The sequence below is a fragment of the Streptomyces violaceorubidus genome, from assembly GCF_000717995.1.
GTDB classification, from domain to species: domain Bacteria; phylum Actinomycetota; class Actinomycetes; order Streptomycetales; family Streptomycetaceae; genus Streptomyces; species Streptomyces violaceorubidus.
Genome location: NZ_JODM01000008.1, coordinates 86,362 through 105,202, shown reverse-complemented (window position 1 = coordinate 105,202; position 18,841 = coordinate 86,362). Strand labels below are relative to the sequence as shown.

General features: G+C 72.6%; 14 protein-coding genes and 1 pseudogene. 4 read left to right on the top strand and 11 right to left on the bottom strand.

All coding sequences use genetic code 11. From position 1 onward, the window contains the following. Position 1: 1 nt before the first annotated feature. From asnB to IE94_RS0113735, 9 genes are all read right to left on the bottom strand, one after another. The gene (gene asnB, locus IE94_RS0113775; protein ID WP_030183128.1) at positions 2-1,936 is read right to left on the bottom strand and encodes an asparagine synthase (glutamine-hydrolyzing); all 1,935 of its coding nucleotides are present in this window, start codon (positions 1,934-1,936) and stop codon (positions 2-4) included. 3 nt (positions 1,937-1,939) lie between these two features. Further along, positions 1,940-3,502, bottom strand: a complete 1,563-nt coding sequence (locus tag IE94_RS0113770) for a Wzz/FepE/Etk N-terminal domain-containing protein (protein ID WP_030183125.1) — start codon at positions 3,500-3,502, stop codon at positions 1,940-1,942. Further along, positions 3,499-4,866 (bottom strand): Wzz/FepE/Etk N-terminal domain-containing protein, encoded by a 1,368-nt coding sequence (locus tag IE94_RS0113765; RefSeq protein WP_030183122.1) that lies wholly within the window; start codon positions 4,864-4,866, stop codon positions 3,499-3,501. Before IE94_RS0113765 ends, IE94_RS0113770 begins: the two co-directional genes overlap by 4 nt. Next, the gene (locus IE94_RS0113760; RefSeq protein ID WP_030183119.1) at positions 4,856-6,178 is read right to left on the bottom strand and encodes a glycosyltransferase family 4 protein; all 1,323 of its coding nucleotides are present in this window, start codon (positions 6,176-6,178) and stop codon (positions 4,856-4,858) included. The genes IE94_RS0113765 and IE94_RS0113760 overlap by 11 nt, the downstream gene beginning before the upstream one ends. Continuing rightward, positions 6,168-7,493, bottom strand: a complete 1,326-nt coding sequence (locus tag IE94_RS0113755; protein ID WP_030183117.1) for a nucleotide sugar dehydrogenase — start codon at positions 7,491-7,493, stop codon at positions 6,168-6,170. Before IE94_RS0113755 ends, IE94_RS0113760 begins: the two co-directional genes overlap by 11 nt. A 70-nt stretch (positions 7,494-7,563) precedes the next feature. Continuing rightward, the gene (locus tag IE94_RS0113750; protein WP_030183115.1) at positions 7,564-9,045 is read right to left on the bottom strand and encodes a sugar transferase; all 1,482 of its coding nucleotides are present in this window, start codon (positions 9,043-9,045) and stop codon (positions 7,564-7,566) included. A 418-nt stretch (positions 9,046-9,463) separates the two neighbouring features. After that, positions 9,464-10,552 (bottom strand): MerR family transcriptional regulator, encoded by a 1,089-nt coding sequence (locus IE94_RS0113745; protein ID WP_209441063.1) that lies wholly within the window; start codon positions 10,550-10,552, stop codon positions 9,464-9,466. Between the two features lie 224 nt (positions 10,553-10,776). Beyond that, positions 10,777-11,172 (bottom strand): ankyrin repeat domain-containing protein, encoded by a 396-nt coding sequence (locus IE94_RS0113740; RefSeq protein WP_030183109.1) that lies wholly within the window; start codon positions 11,170-11,172, stop codon positions 10,777-10,779. 104 nt (positions 11,173-11,276) lie between these two features. After that, positions 11,277-12,740: a catalase gene (locus IE94_RS0113735; protein ID WP_030183106.1), complete on the bottom strand. Its 1,464-nt coding sequence runs from the start codon at positions 12,738-12,740 to the stop codon at positions 11,277-11,279. Positions 12,741-12,862: 122 nt separating this feature from the next. Here IE94_RS0113735 and IE94_RS0113730 point away from each other — a divergent pair, with 122 nt between their 5' ends. The 3 genes from IE94_RS0113730 to IE94_RS0113720 all read left to right on the top strand — a co-directional run bounded on the left by IE94_RS0113730 (position 12,863) and on the right by IE94_RS0113720 (position 14,266). Next, the gene (locus IE94_RS0113730; protein ID WP_030183105.1) at positions 12,863-13,276 is read left to right on the top strand and encodes a Fur family transcriptional regulator; all 414 of its coding nucleotides are present in this window, start codon (positions 12,863-12,865) and stop codon (positions 13,274-13,276) included. 117 nt (positions 13,277-13,393) lie between these two features. Next, entirely contained in the window at positions 13,394-13,732 is a 339-nt protein-coding gene (locus IE94_RS0113725) for a hypothetical protein (RefSeq protein WP_030183102.1), read from the top strand. Continuing rightward, entirely contained in the window at positions 13,733-14,266 is a 534-nt protein-coding gene (locus IE94_RS0113720) for a hypothetical protein (protein ID WP_030183098.1), read from the top strand. Between the two features lie 106 nt (positions 14,267-14,372). On the opposite strand, the pseudogene IE94_RS0113715 reads toward IE94_RS0113720, so the two are convergent. Further along, positions 14,373-14,906: pseudogene (locus tag IE94_RS0113715) on the bottom strand (nitroreductase family protein); the annotation flags it as partial. Positions 14,907-15,023: 117 nt separating this feature from the next. Further along, a complete protein-coding gene (locus tag IE94_RS0113710) occupies positions 15,024-15,455 on the bottom strand; it encodes a cold-shock protein (protein WP_030183093.1) in 432 nt (143 codons plus the stop codon). Positions 15,456-15,724: 269 nt separating this feature from the next. Here IE94_RS0113710 and IE94_RS0113705 point away from each other — a divergent pair, with 269 nt between their 5' ends. Continuing rightward, positions 15,725-18,739, top strand: a complete 3,015-nt coding sequence (locus tag IE94_RS0113705) for a glycosyl hydrolase (RefSeq protein WP_030183092.1) — start codon at positions 15,725-15,727, stop codon at positions 18,737-18,739. The last annotated feature ends 102 nt before the right edge of the window (positions 18,740-18,841 follow it).

Here is an 18,841-nt window from a genome sequence, read left to right as displayed (position 1 = left end):
GCTACGCCGTCGACGGGGAGTGGTGGTCGGTCCCCGAGTTGGCACCGCGATACCAGTACTCGAGGGTCAGCACGTGCCACAGGTGCTTGGAGAAGTCCCGCTGCCCGGCGGCGTCCTCGGCGACGAGCCGCCGCAGCGCGTCGCGGCGCAGGAAACCGGACCGCACCAGCTCGCCGTCGTTCACCACCTCGCGCACCAGGGGCGCCAGGTCCCGGCTCATCCAGGCCCGCAGCGGGGCGCTGAACAGGCCCTTGGGCCGGTACACGATCTCCCGGGGCAGGACGGACGTGGCCGCCTCCTTCAGGACGGCCTTGCCCTGCCGCCCGACGATCTTGCGGTCACCGGGGACGGCGAACGCCGCCTTCACCACCTCGACGTCCACGTACGGCACCCGCACCTCGGTCGACGCGGCCATGCTGGAGCGGTCCGTGTAGGCCAGGTTCAGGCCCGGCAGGAACATCCGGGCGTCGCCCAGGCACATGCGGTTCACGAAGTCGTCGAGGTCGTTGTCCCCGTAGACGTCCGCGTGCTCGGTCAGCACGTCCCCGACCGTGCCCGCCAGGTCCGGATCGATCAGGCCGAGCAGCTCCTCCCGGTCGTACATCGTGTAACTGCGCCGGAAGGCGGTCTCCTCCGGCAGGTCGGCGAAGGAGAGGAACCGCTTCGCGAAGCGCACCGACCGGTAGCCCCGGCGGCTCGACGCGACCGGCAGCCGGTCCACGGCCGCCGACACCCCGCGCCGCAGCGGCCGCGGGACCCGCTGGTAGCGCAGCGCCAGTACGTTGGCCAGATGTTTGCGGTAGCCCGCGAACAGCTCGTCGGCGCCCATTCCCGAGAGCATCACCTTCACCCCGGCCTCCCGGGCGGCCGAGCAGATCAGGAAGGTGTTGATCGCGGCGGGGTCGCCGATCGGCTCGTCCAGGTGGTAGGTCATCCGCGGCAGCAGGTCGAGCACGTCCGGTGCGATCTCGATCTCGTGCAGGTCGACGCCGAACCGCTCGGCCACCTGCCGGGCGTAGCGCAGGTCGTCGGGCATCGCCTCGAACCTGGCGTCCTCGGCGCGGAACCCGATCGTGTAGGCGGAGATCCCCGGCCGCTCGCGGGCCGCCAGCGCGGTCAGATAGCTGGAGTCCAGCCCGCCGGAGAGGAACGTCGCCACCGGCACGTCCGAGAGCAGGTGGCGCCGGGTCGACTCCTCGACCACGGCGGCCAGATCGGGCTGCTCGCCGCTGAGCGCCCGCTCCCGGCCCTCGGCGGCGACGTCCCGCAGATTCCAGAACCGGCCGCGCTCCACCCGGCCGTCGGGCCGGCACCGCAGCCAGCTCCCCGGCGGCAGCTTCTCCGCCTCGCGGAACGCGCAGCGCGAGTCCGGCACCCAGTAGTACAGCAGCGAGGCCACCAGCGCCGCGTGGTCCACCTCCAGCTTCCCGCCGGTCACGGCGGCGAGCGCCTTGAGCTCGGAGGCGAACACCAGGCCCTGGCCGCGCCGGAGCAGGAACAGCGGCTTGATGCCGAGCTGGTCGCGGGCGAGCACCAGTTCACCGGTGCGCTCGTCGAAGACCGCGAGGGCGAACATGCCGCGCAGCCGGGCCAGGCAGTCGGTGCCCCAGCGCCGCCAGGCCTCCAGCACCACCTCCGTGTCGGAGGTGCCACGGAAACGCACCCCGGCGGACTCCAGCTCGGCGCGGAGTTCGGGCGCGTTGTACAGCTCGCCGTTGTACGTCAGGGCGAGACCGTCCGTGACCATCGGCTGGGCGCCGGTCCCGGACAGGTCGATGATGGCCAGCCGACGGTGCCCGAGCTGCACCTCGCCCGCGCCGGCCCGGTGGCCGTAGCGGCCCGCCCCGTCGGGACCGCGGTGGGCGAGGACGTCGGTGAGCCGGTCGGTCACGGCCTTGCCGTCCGGCCAGTGGTACGTGCCTGCGATGCCACACATGTGCTACCGCGCCTCCTGATCGCTGTCCGGGACCGTCGCGGCCGGCGCCGACGGCCGTTGTGGCCGGAGCCGGCCCTCTCCCACTGCCTGGACGGCGTGGGAGGCACGCCCGCCGTTGAGCCGCTTCGGCCGTTCCTCGTGGCCGCGCGGCGCGAGGTGCGGACCGTCCCACAGGGTGCCGTCGGTCCGGTCGCGCGGATCGGGGTCGATCAGGACCACCCCGATCACCGCGATGTGCTGGTCGGCGAGCTGCCGCGCCACGGTGTGCAGCCAGGCGGTGCTGCCGTGCCCGGCCCGGACGACGAGCACGGTCCGGCCGCCGAGGTACTGGAGGTCGGTCCAGGCCGTACCGGGCGCCACCGAGCCGACGCCGAGCCGGCGCGCGTGGTGCGGCTCGGCGTTGGCACGGTCCCCGCTCACCACGGTGGGGCCCCCGTTCGTGCGGCGGGCGCCCGCGAGGTGGGTGCCGGGCAGCGCGTCGACGACGACCACGGGCCCGTCCGCCTCCAGCGCCGCGGCGACGTCCAGGGCGATCAGACCGGTGCCGCGCGCGCAGCCCAGCTCCAGCAGGGACACCGGTTCCGGGGAGCCGCGCACGATGCGGGCCAGGGTGCCGGTGAGCCGTTCGCGGGCCGCCCGGGTCCTCCGGCCCCGCCATGCCCGGGCCGACCGGCGCGGCACGCGGCGCAGCTCCGCGAGGACCGAGGCGCCCAGGTTCGCGGCGATCTCCCGGCGCAGTACGGGGCGGTCCGCCACCACCGCGCCGACCGCGGCCAGCGCGAGCCCGAGGACGAGCCCGAGGACCAGCCCGATCGCGGCGTCGGTGCCCACGGCCTTGGGCAAGGAGTGCCGCACCGCGTGCGGGGCGTCCACGATCTTCGTGCCGGCGACGACCTCGGGCGTGCCGGTGAGCGCCTCCGCGGCCCGCTGGTCGAACTCGGCGATCCGCGAGTCGAGTTCGGCCCGGCGGGCGAAGAGCGACTCGATGCTCGCCGACGCCTCCGGTTCGTCGTCCGGTGAACGGTTCCCGATCGACTTGTTGACCTCGGCGAGTTCCTTGCGCATGCGGTCGCGCTGGTCCAGCAGGGACTCGGACTCGGCCTCGGCGGCCTCCCGCATCCGCCGTACATGGTCCGCGACGAACGTCTCGGCCAGTGCCTTGGCCCGGGCCACCGCTTCCGCCTCGCTGTCGCCCGACACGTCGATCCGCAGCAGGTTGTTGGTCAGGCCGGTGCCCCGGTAGTCCTGCATGAAGTCTTCCGGATCCTCGCGGGAGCCGAGGGAGCGCAGGGCCTCGGCGGCGATCCGCGTGGTGGCCAGCAGCTCGACGTCGGTGCGGATCAGCGTTCCGGTGTCGTTCGGCTGGTCGCCCTTGTGCGCGACCAGCACCTTGGTCACCGCGGCCGGGCGAGGGGGCAGCAGGACCGCCACCGCCGCGCCGGCCAGTAGTCCCAGCAGGGCCAGGGAGGCCCACAGGCGCCGCCGCCTGCGCACCGCCACCACCAGTGCCTGAAGGTCCAGCAGGGGAGCGGAGGCCGACGACTGCGAAGCCGTACTCGTCGTCACGCGGCACCTCCCGTCGCGTTCTCGTGCACCGGAGCCGTCGCGGTGGCGTTCTGCGCGGGACGGCCGGCCGACCCCGCCGTCCGGGCCCGGACCGCGCCGGCGACGACGACGCCGACGACCTTGTGTCCGCCGTCAGCGCACGCCTCGGCGATGCCGGCGAGTTCCTCCCCGGTGCGGCTGCCCGCGCCGAGCACGACCAGGACGCCGGACTCGGTGTCGCGGTCGGGCACCATCGGCCGGGACGCCGAGACCTCCACCACCCGCAGCAGGGGTTCGCCCTCGGCCTCGGCGGCGAGGTGCTCCGCGGCCCGTCGGGCGACCTCGTCGTCGTCCGGTACGACGACCAGCAGCCGCCGGGCGGCCGGCAGCCGCTCCCGCAGCCGCGCGCACACCCGCCGGTAGCGGATCCGCCGACCGGCCTCGTCGCCGGAGGACCGCGGGGCCGGCAGGTCCCACCGGACGTCGGTGCCCAGCAGCCGTCTGAGCCGGGCCCGCGCGCCGCGTGCCCGGGGCCGGTGGGCGCGCCGGTCACCGGGAACGTCGACGGTGCCCAGCAGCGGCGAGCGCAGCGCCGCGGCGATCTCGGGTTCGGAACGCAGCCGCCGGTTCACCCGCGCCGCGGCGAGATGACCGACGAGCGCGAGCACGAAGAACAGCAGTGCGCCGCCGCCGACGAGCTGCGGCCGCGTCGGCGGAGCCTCGCCGGCCGGGCGGGTCGCCGGGCCCATGACGACCAGGCCGGCCCTGTTGTTCGCCGGGTCGGCCTCCTCCAGCTTCTGCATGGCCTCCAAAAGCGTGGAGCGCAGCTTCTCCAGCTCGGTGCGGGCCTGCACGCTTTCCACGGACTGCCCGGGATCGGCCGCGCCCGCGAGGTCGGTGATGCGCTGGTTGGTCCGCTTCACCTGCTCCCGCAGCGCCTCGGGCCCCGTCGCCTCGTCGGGATCGGTGCTGCCGCTCGCGATCCGGGCCGCGAACGTCACGAACTGCCGGGCGACTTCGTCGGTGAGCCGCTGCGCACGCTCCGGGGACTCGGCCGTCCCGGAGATCTTGATGATGTTCCCGTCGGCGGCCTCGGCGCTCACCCGCTCGCGCAGCTCGCTGTCGCTGACCCCGTCCCAGCCGAGCGCCTCGCCCGCCCGGTCCACCACCGACGAACTGGTCGCGACCTCCACCTGGGTGACCAGCTCGCGCTCCTCCCACGGCCCCGGCAGCAGCACCGAGGCCGACGCGGTGTAGCGCGGCGGGAACAGGACCGAGACGCCGTAGCCGACGAGCGCGCCCACCACGACGAGGACGGCGAGCAGCCGTCGGCGCCGCCGGAGAATCCGCCCGACCGTGACCAGGCGTATCGTGTCATCGCTCAACTGCGCGGCCTTCTCCCTGCTTCGGACCTGCCGTGGATCCCGCGCGGACCGAGGCGCCCGCGGACACCGGCGTGTGGTTGCGGCAGGCGGCGGCGTACGCGGCGAGCAGCGCCGTCTGCGAGTTGCGCCAGGAGAGCCGCCCGGTGACGCGTTCCTGGCCGATCTTGCCCATCCGGGCGCGCTCGTCCGGGTCGTCCAGCAACCGCGCGACGAGCCCCGCGAACGCGGCCTCGTCGTTGGCGGGGGCGTAGAGGGCGGCGTCACCGGCGGAGACACGCGCCTCCCGGAGGTCGAACGAGACGATGGGCCGGCCCATCGCCATGTACTCCAGGACCTTGTTCATCGTCGACACGTCGTTGAGCGGATTGCGCGGGTCGGGGGAGAGGCACACGTCCGCCGTGGACAGGTAGCGCACCAGGTCGGCGTCCGCAATGCGCCCGGTGAACTGCACCTGCTCGTCGAGCCCCAGCGACCGGGACAGCTCCACCATCGCCTCGAAGGCGTCACCGGAGCCGACGAACACCGCGTGCCAGTCGGTGCGGCCGACCTCGTCGCGCAGCTTCGCCAGGGCCCGCAGGGCGTAGTCGACGCCGTCCTGGGGGCCCATGACACCGAGGTAGCACAGCAGATGGGGCTTGCCGCGCTTCAACTCCGGCTCGGGCGGCACCGGCTGGAAGCGGTCGGTCGCGGGCGCGCTGCGCACCACGAAGACGTCGTCCGGACGCCGGCCGCCCCGGCGGACCGCCACGTCCTTGTAGCTCTCGTTCGTGGCGATCACGACGTCCGCGGCCCGGTAGGTCATCCGCTCCAGGGCGCACACGGCGCGGTAGAGCAGGTCCTTGCCGCGGCCGAAGCGCGAGAGGTACAGCTCGGGTATCAGGTCGTGCTGGTCGAAGACGAAGCGTGCGCCGCGCCGCTTCAGCCACAGCGCCGGCAGGAACAGCAGGTCGGGCGGGTTGCAGGCGTGGACCACGTCGACCGGGCCGACCCTGCGGGCCAGCCGGGCCGTGTGCCAGAGGGCCGCCCCGTACTCCCGCAGGTAGCCCGCCGGTCCGCCGGTGGCCGCGCGCAACGGGTAGCGGTGGATGCGCACCCCGTCGACGACCGCTTCCGCCTCCGTGTCCCGCTTGGCGCCCCGGGGACAGATGACGTGCACGTCCCAGCCCGCGTCGCGCAGGGTCGTGCACTCCTGCCACACCCGCCGGTCGAAGGGCACCGACAGGTTCTCCACCAGGATCAGCGCGCGCCGCCCCGGCCGGTCGCCCGCGCCGCCGCCGAGCGGCGCGTCTGCAGACGTCGTGTCACCAAGCAAGGCCCATGTACCCCGGTTCGGTCCGGCGCGTGTCGGCGTCGGGAAGGTGGATGAGGTCGATCAGCAGCGGGCCGCCGCCGTGCGGCAGCGCCGACAGCACGGCCGGGTCCCTGGTGCCGACCAGGCACACCTCGGCGTGTTCGAGGACCTCGTCGACGGAGTCCGCGAGCAGCTGCGCGAGGTGCGGCAGCCGGGTCTCGACGTACTCGCGGTTCGCGCCGAGCAGCCGGGACAGGCTCACGTTGGCGTCGTGGATCCTGAGGTCGTAGCCCTTGCCGAAGAGCCGCTCCGCCAGCTCGACGAGCGGGCTCTCGCGGAGGTCGTCGGTGCCGGGCTTGAAGGACAGCCCGAACAGCCCCACCCGGCGCTTGCCGGTGCGCTCCACCAGCTCCACCGCGCGCTCCAGGTGCGCGGAGTTGGAGGGCAGCACATGGGCGAGGATGGGCACCGACACGTCGGCCCGCTGCGCGGCGTGCACCAGGCTGCGCAAATCCTTGGGCAGGCAGGAGCCGCCGAAGGCGAAGCCGGGCCGCAGGTAGGCGGAGCTGATGTTCAGCTTGCGGTCGGCCAGGAAGACGTCCATCACCTGGTGCGAGTCCACCCCGAGTGCCTGGCAGACCGCGCCCAGCTCGTTCGCGAAGCCGATCTTGAGACCGTGGAAGGCGTTGTCCGCGTACTTGATCGCCTCGGCCGTGGCGACCGGCACCCGGAACACCTCGCCGGGCAGGCTGTCGTACAGGGCCAGCACCGCGTCGCCGCTGGCCGGGTCGAGTTCGCCGACGACGGTCTTGGGCGGGTCGAAGAAGTCCCGTACGCTCGTGCCCTCGCGCAGGAACTCCGGGTTGACCGCGACCCCGAAGTCCACCCCGGCGGTGCCGCCGACGTACTTCTCCAGGATCGGCACCAGCAGGTTCGTGCAGGTGCCCGGGAGCATGGTGCTGCGGAACACCACCGTGTGCCGCCCGCCGCGCCCGCCACGCTCCGCCAGCGCGGCGCCGATCTCCTCGGTGACCCGCTCCAAGTAGGTGGTGCACAGACTGCCGTTGGGCTCCGACGGCGTGCCCACGCAGACCAGGGACATGTCGCTCTCCATGACCGCTTCGCGGACGTCACCGGTGGCGCGCAGGGCTCCGGTGTCCACGACCTCGGCGATCAGCTCGCCGATCCGTTCCTCGACCACCGGGGCCTTGCCGTCGTTGACCAGGTCGACCTTCACCTGGTTCACGTCCACCCCGATGACCTCGTGCCCCATGCCGGCCAGGCACGCGGCCGACACGCAGCCCACGTAGCCCAGGCCGAAAACGCTGACCCTCATGACCCGTTCCTCCCCCCAGGCAGACCTCGACGGCCTGCGCTCCGCGCGTCGGCCCGGCGGCCGCCGCGCATCAGTACGCCCCCTGCCCGTGGACCACCGCGCGCAGTGTCTTCCACAAGATCACCGCGTCCAGCGCGAGCGACCAGTCCTCCACGTACCGCAGGTCCAGCCGGACCGCCTCGTCCCAGGGCAGGTCGCTGCGTCCGCTGATCTGCCACAGTCCGGTGAGTCCGGGCTTGACCAGCAGCCGCCTTCGGATGTCCGGTCCGTACGCGGCGGACTCCTCCGGCAGCGGAGGCCGCGGACCCACGAGCGACATCGATCCGGTCAGTACGTTGAACAGCTGCGGCAGTTCGTCGATCGAGTACCGGCGCAGCACGGCCCCGACCCGGGTCACCCGCGGATCCCGGCGGAGCTTGAACAGCAGGCCCGCGCCCTCGTTGCGGTCGGCCAGCGCGGCACGGGCCCGGTCGGCCCCGGGGACCATGGTGCGGAACTTGAGAATGGTGAACTCGCGGCCGTCCTTGCCGACCCGGCGCTGGCGGTAGAACGCCCCGCCCCGGCTGTCCACCAGGATGAGCAGGGCGACGAACACCATCAGCGGCGCGAACAGCGTCAGCAGGATCGCCGCGCCCAACCGGTCGACCACGGCCTTGACGGCCCGGCGGCCCCCGGTGAAGGTCGGCATGCTGACCCGCAGCAGCGGGATCCCGAGCACCGCGTCGACGTGCAGCCGCGGACCGGCCACCTCCATCAGCACCGGGGCCACGACCATCTCGGCCTCGCTGCCCTCGAGGTTCCAGGCCAGCCGCTGCAACCGGTGCGGTGACCAGTGCGGGTCCGGGGTGACGGCGACCACCCGGTAGCCGTCCCGGCGGACGTGGTGGGCGACGTGCTCCAGCGGGCCGACCACCGGCACTCCGTCCAGCTGGTCACCGTCGAGCCCGGCACCGTCCGTCGTGCACACCGCGTCCACGCGCCAGCCGAGGTGCGGGAACCTCCGGGTCCGGGCGATCAGATCGCGCACCGTGGCCGGGCTGCCGGCGGCGAGCACCGGTCTCAGGCACCGCCCTTCCTTGCGCTGCCGGTGCAGTCGGACCCGCAGCGCGTAGCGCGAGATCATGGTGACGATCGCGATCGCGGGGACGGCGACGAAGATCCAGAGTTTGATGTTGCGCGAGGTCAGGGCGATGCCGCCGAGCGCCAGCACGACGGTCGCCATGAACAGCGAGCGTCCGAGCCTGCGGAACTCCTCGGCGCCCTGGCCCAGCACGGCCGGTGACCACGACCGGCTCACCGCGAGCGAGCCGAGAACCAGCAGCTCGGTGCCGAACGCGAGGATTCCCCACTTCTCGTGCCAGTTGGCCGCGTCCCTGACACCGAAGAAATTGCCGATGCCCGCCACCACGAAGGCGGTGGCCACGGTGTCGCCGGTGATCACGGCACGGCGGTACCGCTGTTCCCAGTCGCTCGCGGTCCGGCTGCTGTCCGCCCCGTCCGCCAGCTGCCCGCGCGCAGACGGAAACGCGCTGACCAATCCCCCTTGCCGCACAGAACCCCCCAGGTCCCCAGTGGTTCGACGTATTCGCCTAGCACTGTTCCTCCCCCTCGGGAGGCCCCCGCCTCCCGCGCCGCGCTGTTCCTCCCCACGGACGGCCCCCCGGCCTGTCCGCGCACAACGTTCCGGCTATGTCACAACAATCCGAGCCATGCACAGTGACAGCAGCAGACCCCCCTGCCCCGGACCTGAAGATCATTACCGGTCGCCTCGTGCCTGAACAGCTGAAGCACGGTCAATCTAGACCATCGGGGCCACCGTGTAGAGAGGATGTGTGTAATTCGTGCGCAGGCTTTGGGAGTTGATCAACGAACCTGTGAAGGTACGGGGGCGCCTTCCCGCCACCGTGTGCTCGGGGGCGTCGGGTTCCCCCGTGATTCTCCCGGCGTCCGGCCCTGCGCACACCGTGGGTTCAGGCCACGAGGAGCCGCAGGCCCAGCTCCGCCGCGTCGAGGTCCAGGAGTTCGGGGTTGCGCTCGGTCCAGCGGCCCGAGGAGAGGTCGTCGCCCAGGCGGGCCACCGCCCGCCGCTCGGCCTGCGGCCCGACTCTGGTCCACACCGAGACCGCGCGGCGCACGTGGTCCTCCAGATACGCCTCCGGTCGGCGCCAGTAGGCCTCCAGGAAGCCGTCGGCGCAGTCCCAGGGGATCAGCACCGGCTCCAGCCGGGCCCCGATCGCGCGGGCCAGCCGGTCCACCGGAGGCCGGTCCGCGACCAGGTGCGCCACCTCGGGCAGATAGTCCCGGGTCAGCCAGAACCGGTGCCGCCAGCCGGTGTCACTGGCGTCGTGCGTGAACACCACCACGCGACGGGCGACGCGGCGCATCTCCCGCAGCCCGGCGACCGGGTCGTGCCAGTGGTGCACCGTGCTGAAGGCCATCGCGGCGTCGAAGGACCGGTCCTCGAACGGCAGGCTCTCCGCCGCGGCGGCCACACACCGGGCGGCGCCCGCGGGGCGCTGCGCCCGCATGACCGCCGACGGTTCCACCGCGGTCACCTCGCGGTCCGGGGGCTCGTAGGAACCGGTGCCGGCGCCCACGTTCAGCACCGTCCGTGCGTCGCCGAGCGCCTCCCAGACCTGCGCGGCGATCCGCGGTTCGGTGCGCCGTGTCGCCGGGTAGGCGGCGCCGATCGCCTCGTACAACTGCGGTCCGAAAGCCCTCAGTTGGTCCTCCGGTGTCGTCCTGATCCCCATCGCCCGTGCCTCCAGTTCCCTGTCGATGGCCGTCACCATGGAGGCGGCGCGATCACGCCGGTCCACCAGCAGGCCGCGCAGCCGGCGCAGGTGGGCGACCGTGTCGGTGGCCGGGTCGTCGACCAGGTCCGCGATGTCGCGCAGGGGGAAACCGAGCCGCCGGTAGGCCAGCACCTCCCGCAGCCGTTCCACGTCGTCCGCCGAATAGGCCCGGTAACCGGCCGCGGTCCGCGCGGAAGGCCGCACGAGGCCGATCTCGTCGTAGTGATGCAGCGTGCGGACGCTCACCCCGGCCAGCACGGCCACGCGTCCCACGGTCAGGTGCTCCTCCACGTCACCGACGATGGGGCATCACGCCGCGTGAGGGTCAAGCGTTGCGCTCCCGGCGCCGTCCGTGGTGCGATCCGCGCGGTCCGGCCGGTGGGTTCGGATACGCCGTGCGGGCACGGGCACGGGCACGCCGGCGCGGACATGGACACGGGCACGTGAAGGCCGAGGCCGTCGGTTCCGGCCCCGGCGGCGTCACCGGATCAGTTCGCGAGCAGGTGGTCGCGACCGAACATGGCCGCGGCCGCGCGCGCGGTCGGCGTACCGGAGTCCAGGTCCGCGCCGGCCCGGAGCAGTACGGTCACCACCTCGTCGGCTCCCTTGAACAGGGCGCCGGCGATGGGGGACTGGTCCCTGTCGTTGCGGAGGTCCGGGTCGGCGCCGTGCCGGATCAGGGTCTGCACGGTGCCGGCGTGACCGTGGTACGCGGCGAGCATGAGGAGGGTGTTGCCGGCCGGATCGCGTACGTCCACCGGAAGCCCGTGCTCCACGAACTCCACCAGCTGCTCGGTGCCGCCCTCCCGGGCCAGGTCCATGGCGATGGCCACGACGCGCTCCGTCTGCTCGGGAGTCAGACCACCGCTGTTGTCCATGTTCATGATGTCTCCGTGGCGGTATACGCCCGCACCGGCGCGGGCACCCTCACTGAGGTGCCCGCGCCGGTGCGGTGCGCGTGTACCGCGCGTCCTTCCGACCGGTCGGGTCAGAGGTTGCCGGCGGCCAGGGCCTCGATCGCCTTGCGGACGCCCGCGCCGTAGGCCGGGTCGGCCTGGGTGCAGTTGCCGATGTGGCGCTCGATCGTCTGCTCCGAGGCGCCGTTGATGGCGCGCGCCGTGTTCTCGAAGAGAACCTGCTGCTGCTCCGGGCTCATCTGCCGGAACAGGTTGCCGGGCTGCTCGAAGTAGTTGTCGTCGTCCTCGCGGTAGTTGAACCGGTCGGCGACGGCGCCCACGGCCTGGCTCGGCTCGCGGTAGGCCGGCTGCTCCTGCCAGCGCCCGTAGGAGTTGGGCTCGATGCCCGGGGTGGCTCCCTGGTTGCCGTCGACGCGCATGCCGCCGTCGCGGTGGTAGGAGTTCACCGGGTTCTTCGGGGCGTTGACCGGGATCTGGTGGTGGTTGACACCGAGGCGGTAGCGCTGGGCGTCGCCGTAGGAGAAGAGCCGGCCCTGCAGCATCCGGTCGGGGGAGAAGCTGATGCCCGGGACGACGTTGGCCGGGCTGAAGGCGGCCTGCTCGACGTCCGCGAAGTAGTTGTCGGGGTTGCGGTTGAGCTCCCACTCGCCGACCTCGATCAGCGGGTAGTCCTTCTTCGACCAGACCTTGGTCAGGTCGAAGGGGTGGAAGCGGTAGTTCTCGGCGTCGGCCTCCGGCATGACCTGGATGAACAGCTTCCACTTCGGGAAGTCGCCGTTCTCGATCGCGTCGAAGAGGTCGCGCTGGTGGGACTCGCGGTCCTTGCCGACCAGGGCCTCGGCCTCGGCGTCGGTGAGGTTCTTGATGCCCTGCTGCGTGCGGTGGTGGAACTTGACCCAGAACCGCTCGCCCTCGGCGTTGATGAAGCTGTAGGTGTGCGAGCCGAACCCGTGCATGTGCCGGTAGGTGGCCGGGATGCCGCGGTCCGACATCACGATCGTGACCTGGTGCAGGGCCTCGGGGAGGTTGGTCCAGAAGTCCCAGTTGTTCTCGGCGTTGCGCAGGTTGGTGCGGGGGTCGCGCTTCACCGCGTGGTTGAGGTCCGGGAACTTCAGCGGGTCGCGGAAGAAGAAGACCGGGGTGTTGTTGCCGACGAGGTCCCAGTTGCCCTCTTCGGTGTAGAACTTCACGGCGAAACCGCGGATGTCGCGCTCCGCGTCGGCGGCGCCGCGCTCACCGGCGACCGTGGAGAACCGGGTGAACAGCGGCGTCTTCTTGCCGATCTCGGAGAAGATCTTGGCGCTCGTGTACCGCGTGATGTCGTGGGTCACCGTGAAGGTGCCGAACGCGCCCGAGCCCTTGGCGTGCATCCGGCGCTCCGGGATGACCTCGCGGTCGAAGTGGGCGAGCTTCTCCAGGAACCACACATCCTGCAGCAGCATCGGACCCCGCGGGCCGGACGTCAGCGAGTTCTGGTTGTCGGGAACCGGTGCACCGGCAACCGTGGTCAGCGGCTTCTGGTTGTTCTCAGGCAAGGCTTGCTCCTCGGTGTGGTTCTTCGAGGCACCACCCTACATTGGACAGGATCTAAGGCAAGGAGCCATCTAGAGCCATATCCGCTCTTGAGTTGATGCCGAACCCTGCTAGGGTGCTGCGCATGAGTGATCTCCTGGGGCGGCTTCGCGAACGCGGCTGGCGCCTGACCGCGCAGCGGCGCGTGGTCGCCGAGGTCCTCGACGGGGACCATGTGCACCTGACCGCCGATGAGGTGCACGCCCGCGCGGCGGAGCGGCTGCCCGAGATCTCCCGGGCCACGGTGTACAACACGCTGCGTGAACTGGTGCACCGCGGCGAGGTCCTCGAGGTGTCCACCGACGGCCGCGCCAAGCGCTACGACCCGAACGCGCGTCACCCCCACCACCACCTGCTCTGCGCGCGCTGCGGCTCGATCCGCGACGTGCACCCGACGGGCGACCCCCTCTCCGACCTCCCGGCCTCCCAGTCCTTCGGCTTCACCGTCCTGGAGGTCGAAGTGACCTACCGCGGCATCTGCCCCGACTGCGCCGCCTGACCCCGTCCACCGAGCCGCCCGCTCTCATCCCTTCGGGGCGTTCAGAGCGCCGTCCTCCGCGTGCGCCGACACAGTGGTTCCTGAGCCACATGTATCGGGGACGAGGAGAGGCGCGCCATGGAGATCGCGGTCATCGGCGGTAGGGGATCGATCGGTTCCCGGATCGTCGAGAACCTGAACGCGGCCGGACACCGTCCGGTACCCCACTCGCTGTCCACCGGGGTCGACGTCGCCAGCGGTGAGGGCGCGGGCGGCCACTCCGTGCGGCTCCCCGCGACGCCGCCCCAGCCGGTCGCCGCGAACGACGTGGCGGCCCCGGTGGCGGAGGTCGGGGGACCGGACGTGTTCTTCCTGGACGACCTGGGCCGCCTGACCCCGATCCGCCGCGGGGGTGACGGGCGTACGGTCGTGGCCGCCCACCCGGCCCCCACCCGCTACACCGACTGGCTCTCCTGAATGCCCGAGCACGCCGGTCGCGGCCCCACCCGGGGGGTCACGCCGAAGGGGATCCTCCGGCGCCGGCCGGAGGGGTGGCTGTTCAAGGGGATCTACGGCCTGGTACTGGCCAGCGCGCTGGTGGCGGCCCTGGACGTCCCGGGCGAAGAGGCCAACCCCGGCCAGGACGCGCTGTGGGTCCTGCTCACGGCGCTGACGTCGGGCGCCGCACACGGGTACGCGCACGTCATCGCCCGGCGTGCGTCGGGCGACGCAACGGCCGGGCCGGGCAGGGTGCGCGCGGTGCTCGCCGAGTGGCCGCTGGCCGCCGCCGTACTGCCGACCGTGGCGATGCTGCTCGCCGCGGAGGCCGGATGGTGGGCGGAGGAGACGGCCGCCGACACGGCCCTGGTGTTCAACACCGTCCTGCTCTTCGCGCTGGGCACCTCCGCGGCCCGCGCCGCCGGGCTCGGCCGGCTGTCCTCGTGCCGCGCGGGACTCCTGGACATGCTGCTCGGCCTGGTGGTCATCGCCGCGGACGCGCTGATCGGGTAGCGGGCGTGTCGAGCAGCGGGCCGCCCCGCTCCGACGGCGCCGCCGTCGACGTCGGCGGGACCGGTTCCGCCGGGGACACGCTCGGCTGCCGCCCCGCTCTGCCGCTTCAGCCGTGGAAGGTGGTGACCTCGTCGAGCGGGGCCCGCCCGGCGGTGACCCGGTTCACCGGAGCACTCTCGTCGGCGTAGCCGAAGGAGACGCCCACGAGCAGCCGTCCCTCACCGACGCCGAGTTCGGCGCGGACCGTGTCGGCGTAGAAGCTCAGCAGCCCCTGCGGGCAGCTCGCGACGCCGTAGGCGGTCATCGCCAGCAGGAGGGTCCGCAGATAGGCGCCCACGTCCGAGGCCAGCCCGGGCCCGCCGTCCCCGGCGACGAACAGGAAGGCGGCGTGCGGCGCGCCGTAGAAGCGCAGGCTTTCCTCTTTGTAGGCGGCGCGCGAGGCCTGATCGCCCGGAGCGATGCCCAGCGCTCCGTACAGTCCGGCGCCGAAGGCCGCCCGGCGCGCCCGCTGGACCTCGGAGTACATGTCGTCGGAGTACGGGAAGTCGACCGGGATCCGGTTCGCGGCGTGAGCCGCCCGCAGGGCGTCCGTCAGGCGCTCGCGCGTGGCGCCGCTCGCCACCTCCACCCGCCACGGCTGTGCGCGTAGAGCGTCCGCTTGGACACCGGTGCCGACGACTTCCGGGTGCTCGCCGACTTCGCCCGGTCCTGCGCGACGCCCGAGCGGGGAGGCCGCGGCGGATAGGCGGAGGCCGGCTCAGTCCTCGATCCAGCCGTGCCCCTCGCTGAACTTCAGGAGCGCGCCGCGGACGGTGAGGATCTGTTCCGCGGTCAACTGCGGGCTCGCGGTCAGCAGCAGTTCCGTCACGTCACGCCGGTACTCGTCGGCGCTCAGCACATCGCACAGCGGCTGGCCGTTCTCGTCGGACATCACGGCCCTGGGCACGGCCTCCTGACGGCGCCGCGCGGGCGGCTGGTGCCGCTCTCCCTCGGGGAGCCGGATGCCCGACGCCTTGAGCCCCCGCTCCCCGCTCTCCACCTCGAACTCCACGACCAGACCGGCACGCACGTACTCCTCGGGAATGAGCAGATCGTTCACGTGCAGGAAGATGTCCTCGCCGCCGTCCTCCGGCGCGATGAACCCATAGCCCCGCGTACTGTCGAAACGCACCACACGACCCGCGACCATGCGGACCCCCAACCTCTGGAAACCACAGGACTCCAGGGCCCTTCCCCGGAGCCGTTGGCATGCTATCCGGTGTCTTCCGGCCGTGCTCCCGGTGAACGCGCCGAGCCGGTCGAAAGGCGCTGCCGACGCCGACGGCCGCGGAAGTTACCGGTGCGACACATCTTGACCCCTTGATCGCCGCGGATTACCGTTCCCGCGTTTGCATCGGTTTGAAACGATTCAATCCGTATTCCATCCACGGAAACTCCTCCGAACCCTGGGGCGCACTCATGCACGAACTCGTCTCGCAGCGTGGCGGGATGTCCCGACGCGCGGTGCTGGCCGCCGCCGTGACGGCGGGGGTGACCGCCACCGCCGTCACCGCCTCGCCCGGCGCCGCCGCCCTCCCCACCGGCCCGGCCGCAGGCCCGGCCGCCGGACCGGCCCGGTGGTTCGCCGATCCCGCCCGGTCGGTGCGCCCGAAGTTCCGCTGGTGGTGGCCGGACGGTCTGGTCGACCCCGACGAGGTGGCCCGCGAGATCGACCAGATCGCGGACGCCGGGTTCGGCGGAGCCGAGATCGCCGCCGTCCACCACAGCATCCGGGACAAGTCCCTCCTGGACACCGCCCACCACGGCTGGGGCAGCAGGTCCTGGCGCGACGGCGTCGAGGCCGCCCTGCGCCGGGCCGTGCGACGCGGCCTGACCGTCGACCTCACCCTGGGCCCGAGCTGGCCCGTGGCCGTCCCCGGCGTCACCCCCGACGACGAGGCCGCCGCCAAGGAACTCGCCCACGGGCGCGCCTCGCTGGCCGCCGGAGCGACCTACCGCGGGCCCGTACCCGCGCCCGTCCACGAACCGGCGTCCGGCGTCCGCGCGCAGCGCCTCCTCGCGGTCCAGGCCGCCCGCGTCGACGCCGCCTACTCCACCCGCAAGGAGACCGGCCTCGACCCCGCCAGCATCCGCGACCTCACGGACACCGTCACCGACGGCGGTCTGACCTGGACGGCCCCCGCGGACGGGGAGTGGATGCTGATCTCCTACTGGCAGCGGGGCTCGGGACAGCAGCCGGAGTCCGGGCCGCACTCCGCGCCCGCCGCCTTCGTCGTCGACCACCTGAGCGCGGCGGGCACCAGCGCCGTCACCGACTACTGGGAACGGCACGTCCTCACCGGCTCACTGCGAAGCCTGCTCAAGGCCGCGGGCGGTGCCTTCTTCGAGGACTCGGTGGAACTGGAGTCCGAGGGCCTGGTCTGGACGGCGGGCCTGCCCGAGGCCTTCGAGCGGCGTACGGGCCGACCGCTGCTGCCCTGTCTGCCCGCCCTCGTCCTCGACCACAGCAACCAGGTGTTCGCCTTCGAGGCCCAGCTGACCCGGCAGATCCGGCACGACTTCTGGGCCACGGTCTCCGACCTCTTCAACCGGCACCACGTCGGCGCCCTGAAGGACTGGGCGCACTCCCTCGGCATGACCCTGCGCGCGCAGCCGTACGGACTGCAGACCGACGCCATCGCGACCGCCGCGATCCTCGACATCGCGGAGGGGGAGTCCCTCGGATTCAAGAACCTGGACGACTACCGGTGCCTGGCCGGCGGCCGCGACATGGCGGGGCACACCGTCCTGTCCTGCGAGGCCGGCGCCTACAACGGCTCGGCCTACAGCACCACGTGGGACCGCGTGCTGCGCACCATGGGCGGCGCCTACGCCGCGGGGGTCAACCAGACGGTGATGCACGGCTTCTCCTACGCGAGTGCCCCGGAGGCACAGTGGCCCGGCTTCGCCGCCTTCAGCCCCTACAACGGCACGCCGGGATACGGCGAGTCGTGGGGGCCGCGGCAGCCGACCTGGCGGCACGCCGGGGACATCGCCGGTTACCTCGGCCGCGTCCACGCGGTCCTGCAGTCGGGCACCGCCCGCGCGGACGTGGCCGTCTTCCGGCAGACCGGCTACTCGGCCACCGGCATCGGCGCCTCCTGGTTCACCTCGACCGGCGTCCCGCTCGGATGGACGCACCAGTTCCTCAGCGGTCCCCTCCTCGACCTGCCGAACGCCGTCGTCTCGGGCGGGCGACTGGCCCCCGACGGACCGGCCTACAAGGCGCTCTTCGTCGAGGGCGACTTCTTCTACGGCTCCACCCCGACCCTCGCCCTCGCCGACGCCCGCAAGATCCTCGGCTACGCGCGGGCCGGCCTGCCCGTGGTGCTCCTGGGCGCCTTCGACCAGGCGCTGACGCCGGGCGTCCCGGAGGCCGGCGAGACCGAGCGGCTGCGCGACGTGCTCACCCGCCTGCTCGCGCTGCCCCACGTCGTCCGCGTCACCGAGAAGACCGCCGTCGGCGACGCCCTCGCGGCGCTCGGCGTCACCCCGGACGTGCGCCACTCCGTACCGTCGACGCTCCTGAACGCCCACCGGGTCACGGCGGACGCGGACTACTACTACCTGGTCAACGGCAAGCACGCGGAGACCGTCAAGCCTCCGGTGGCCGCCATCGACCACGAGGTCACCCTGCGCCGCACGCACGGCCGCGACGCGGTGCCTTACCTCCTCGACCCCTGGACGGGCCGGGTCGTACGGGTGGGCCGCTACACGAAGGACGGTCAGGACGTGACGTTCCGCGTCGCCCTGCGGCCCGGCCAGACGCTCGTCGTCGCGCTGGGGCGCCCGGGCCTGTTCGGCGACCGGCACGGCAACCGCCCGCACGCCCTCTCCTCGGACGCGGACGACGTGCTGTTCACCGCCCGCGGCCTCACCGTACGGGCCGGGGCGGCCGGTACCTACCGCACGCGGCTGTCCCAGGGCCGGACCGTCACCACCACCCTCCCCGCGGTCCCCGACCCGATCGAACCGGACCGGTGGCACGTCGAGGTCGAGGACTGGCACCCCGGGGACCGCCCGACCCGGACCGAACGGGTGCGCCGCACCCTGACGCTCGACACCCTGCTGCCCTGGTCGGCCATCCCGGAGTTGGAGGACAGCGCGGGCATCGGCCGCTACCGCACCACGGTCACCCTCCCCGGCGACTGGGGGCCCGCCCACGGCGCACTCCTGGAGCTGGGGCAGGTCAGTGACACCTTCCGGGTGAGCGTCAACGGCGTGGACGCGGAGCCGGCCGACCGGCTCGACCCCGTCGTCGACGTGGGCCCGCTGCTGCGCCGGGGCACGAACACCATCGAGATCGAGGTCGCGACGCCCCTCGTCAACCGGCTCCGGGTGAGCCGTCCGGAGGTCTTCGCGGGGCTCGCCCGCCAGCAGTACGGGCTGGTGGGACCGGTGCGGCTGGTCCCGTACGCGCAGCAGACGGTCTGACCCCAGGAAAGGATTGAACGATTCAAAAAAGCGCGGACGGTGCCGAGGCCCGTCCGCGCCGAGTCATGCCCGATCCACCTCCACCGACCCCCGGTTTTAGGG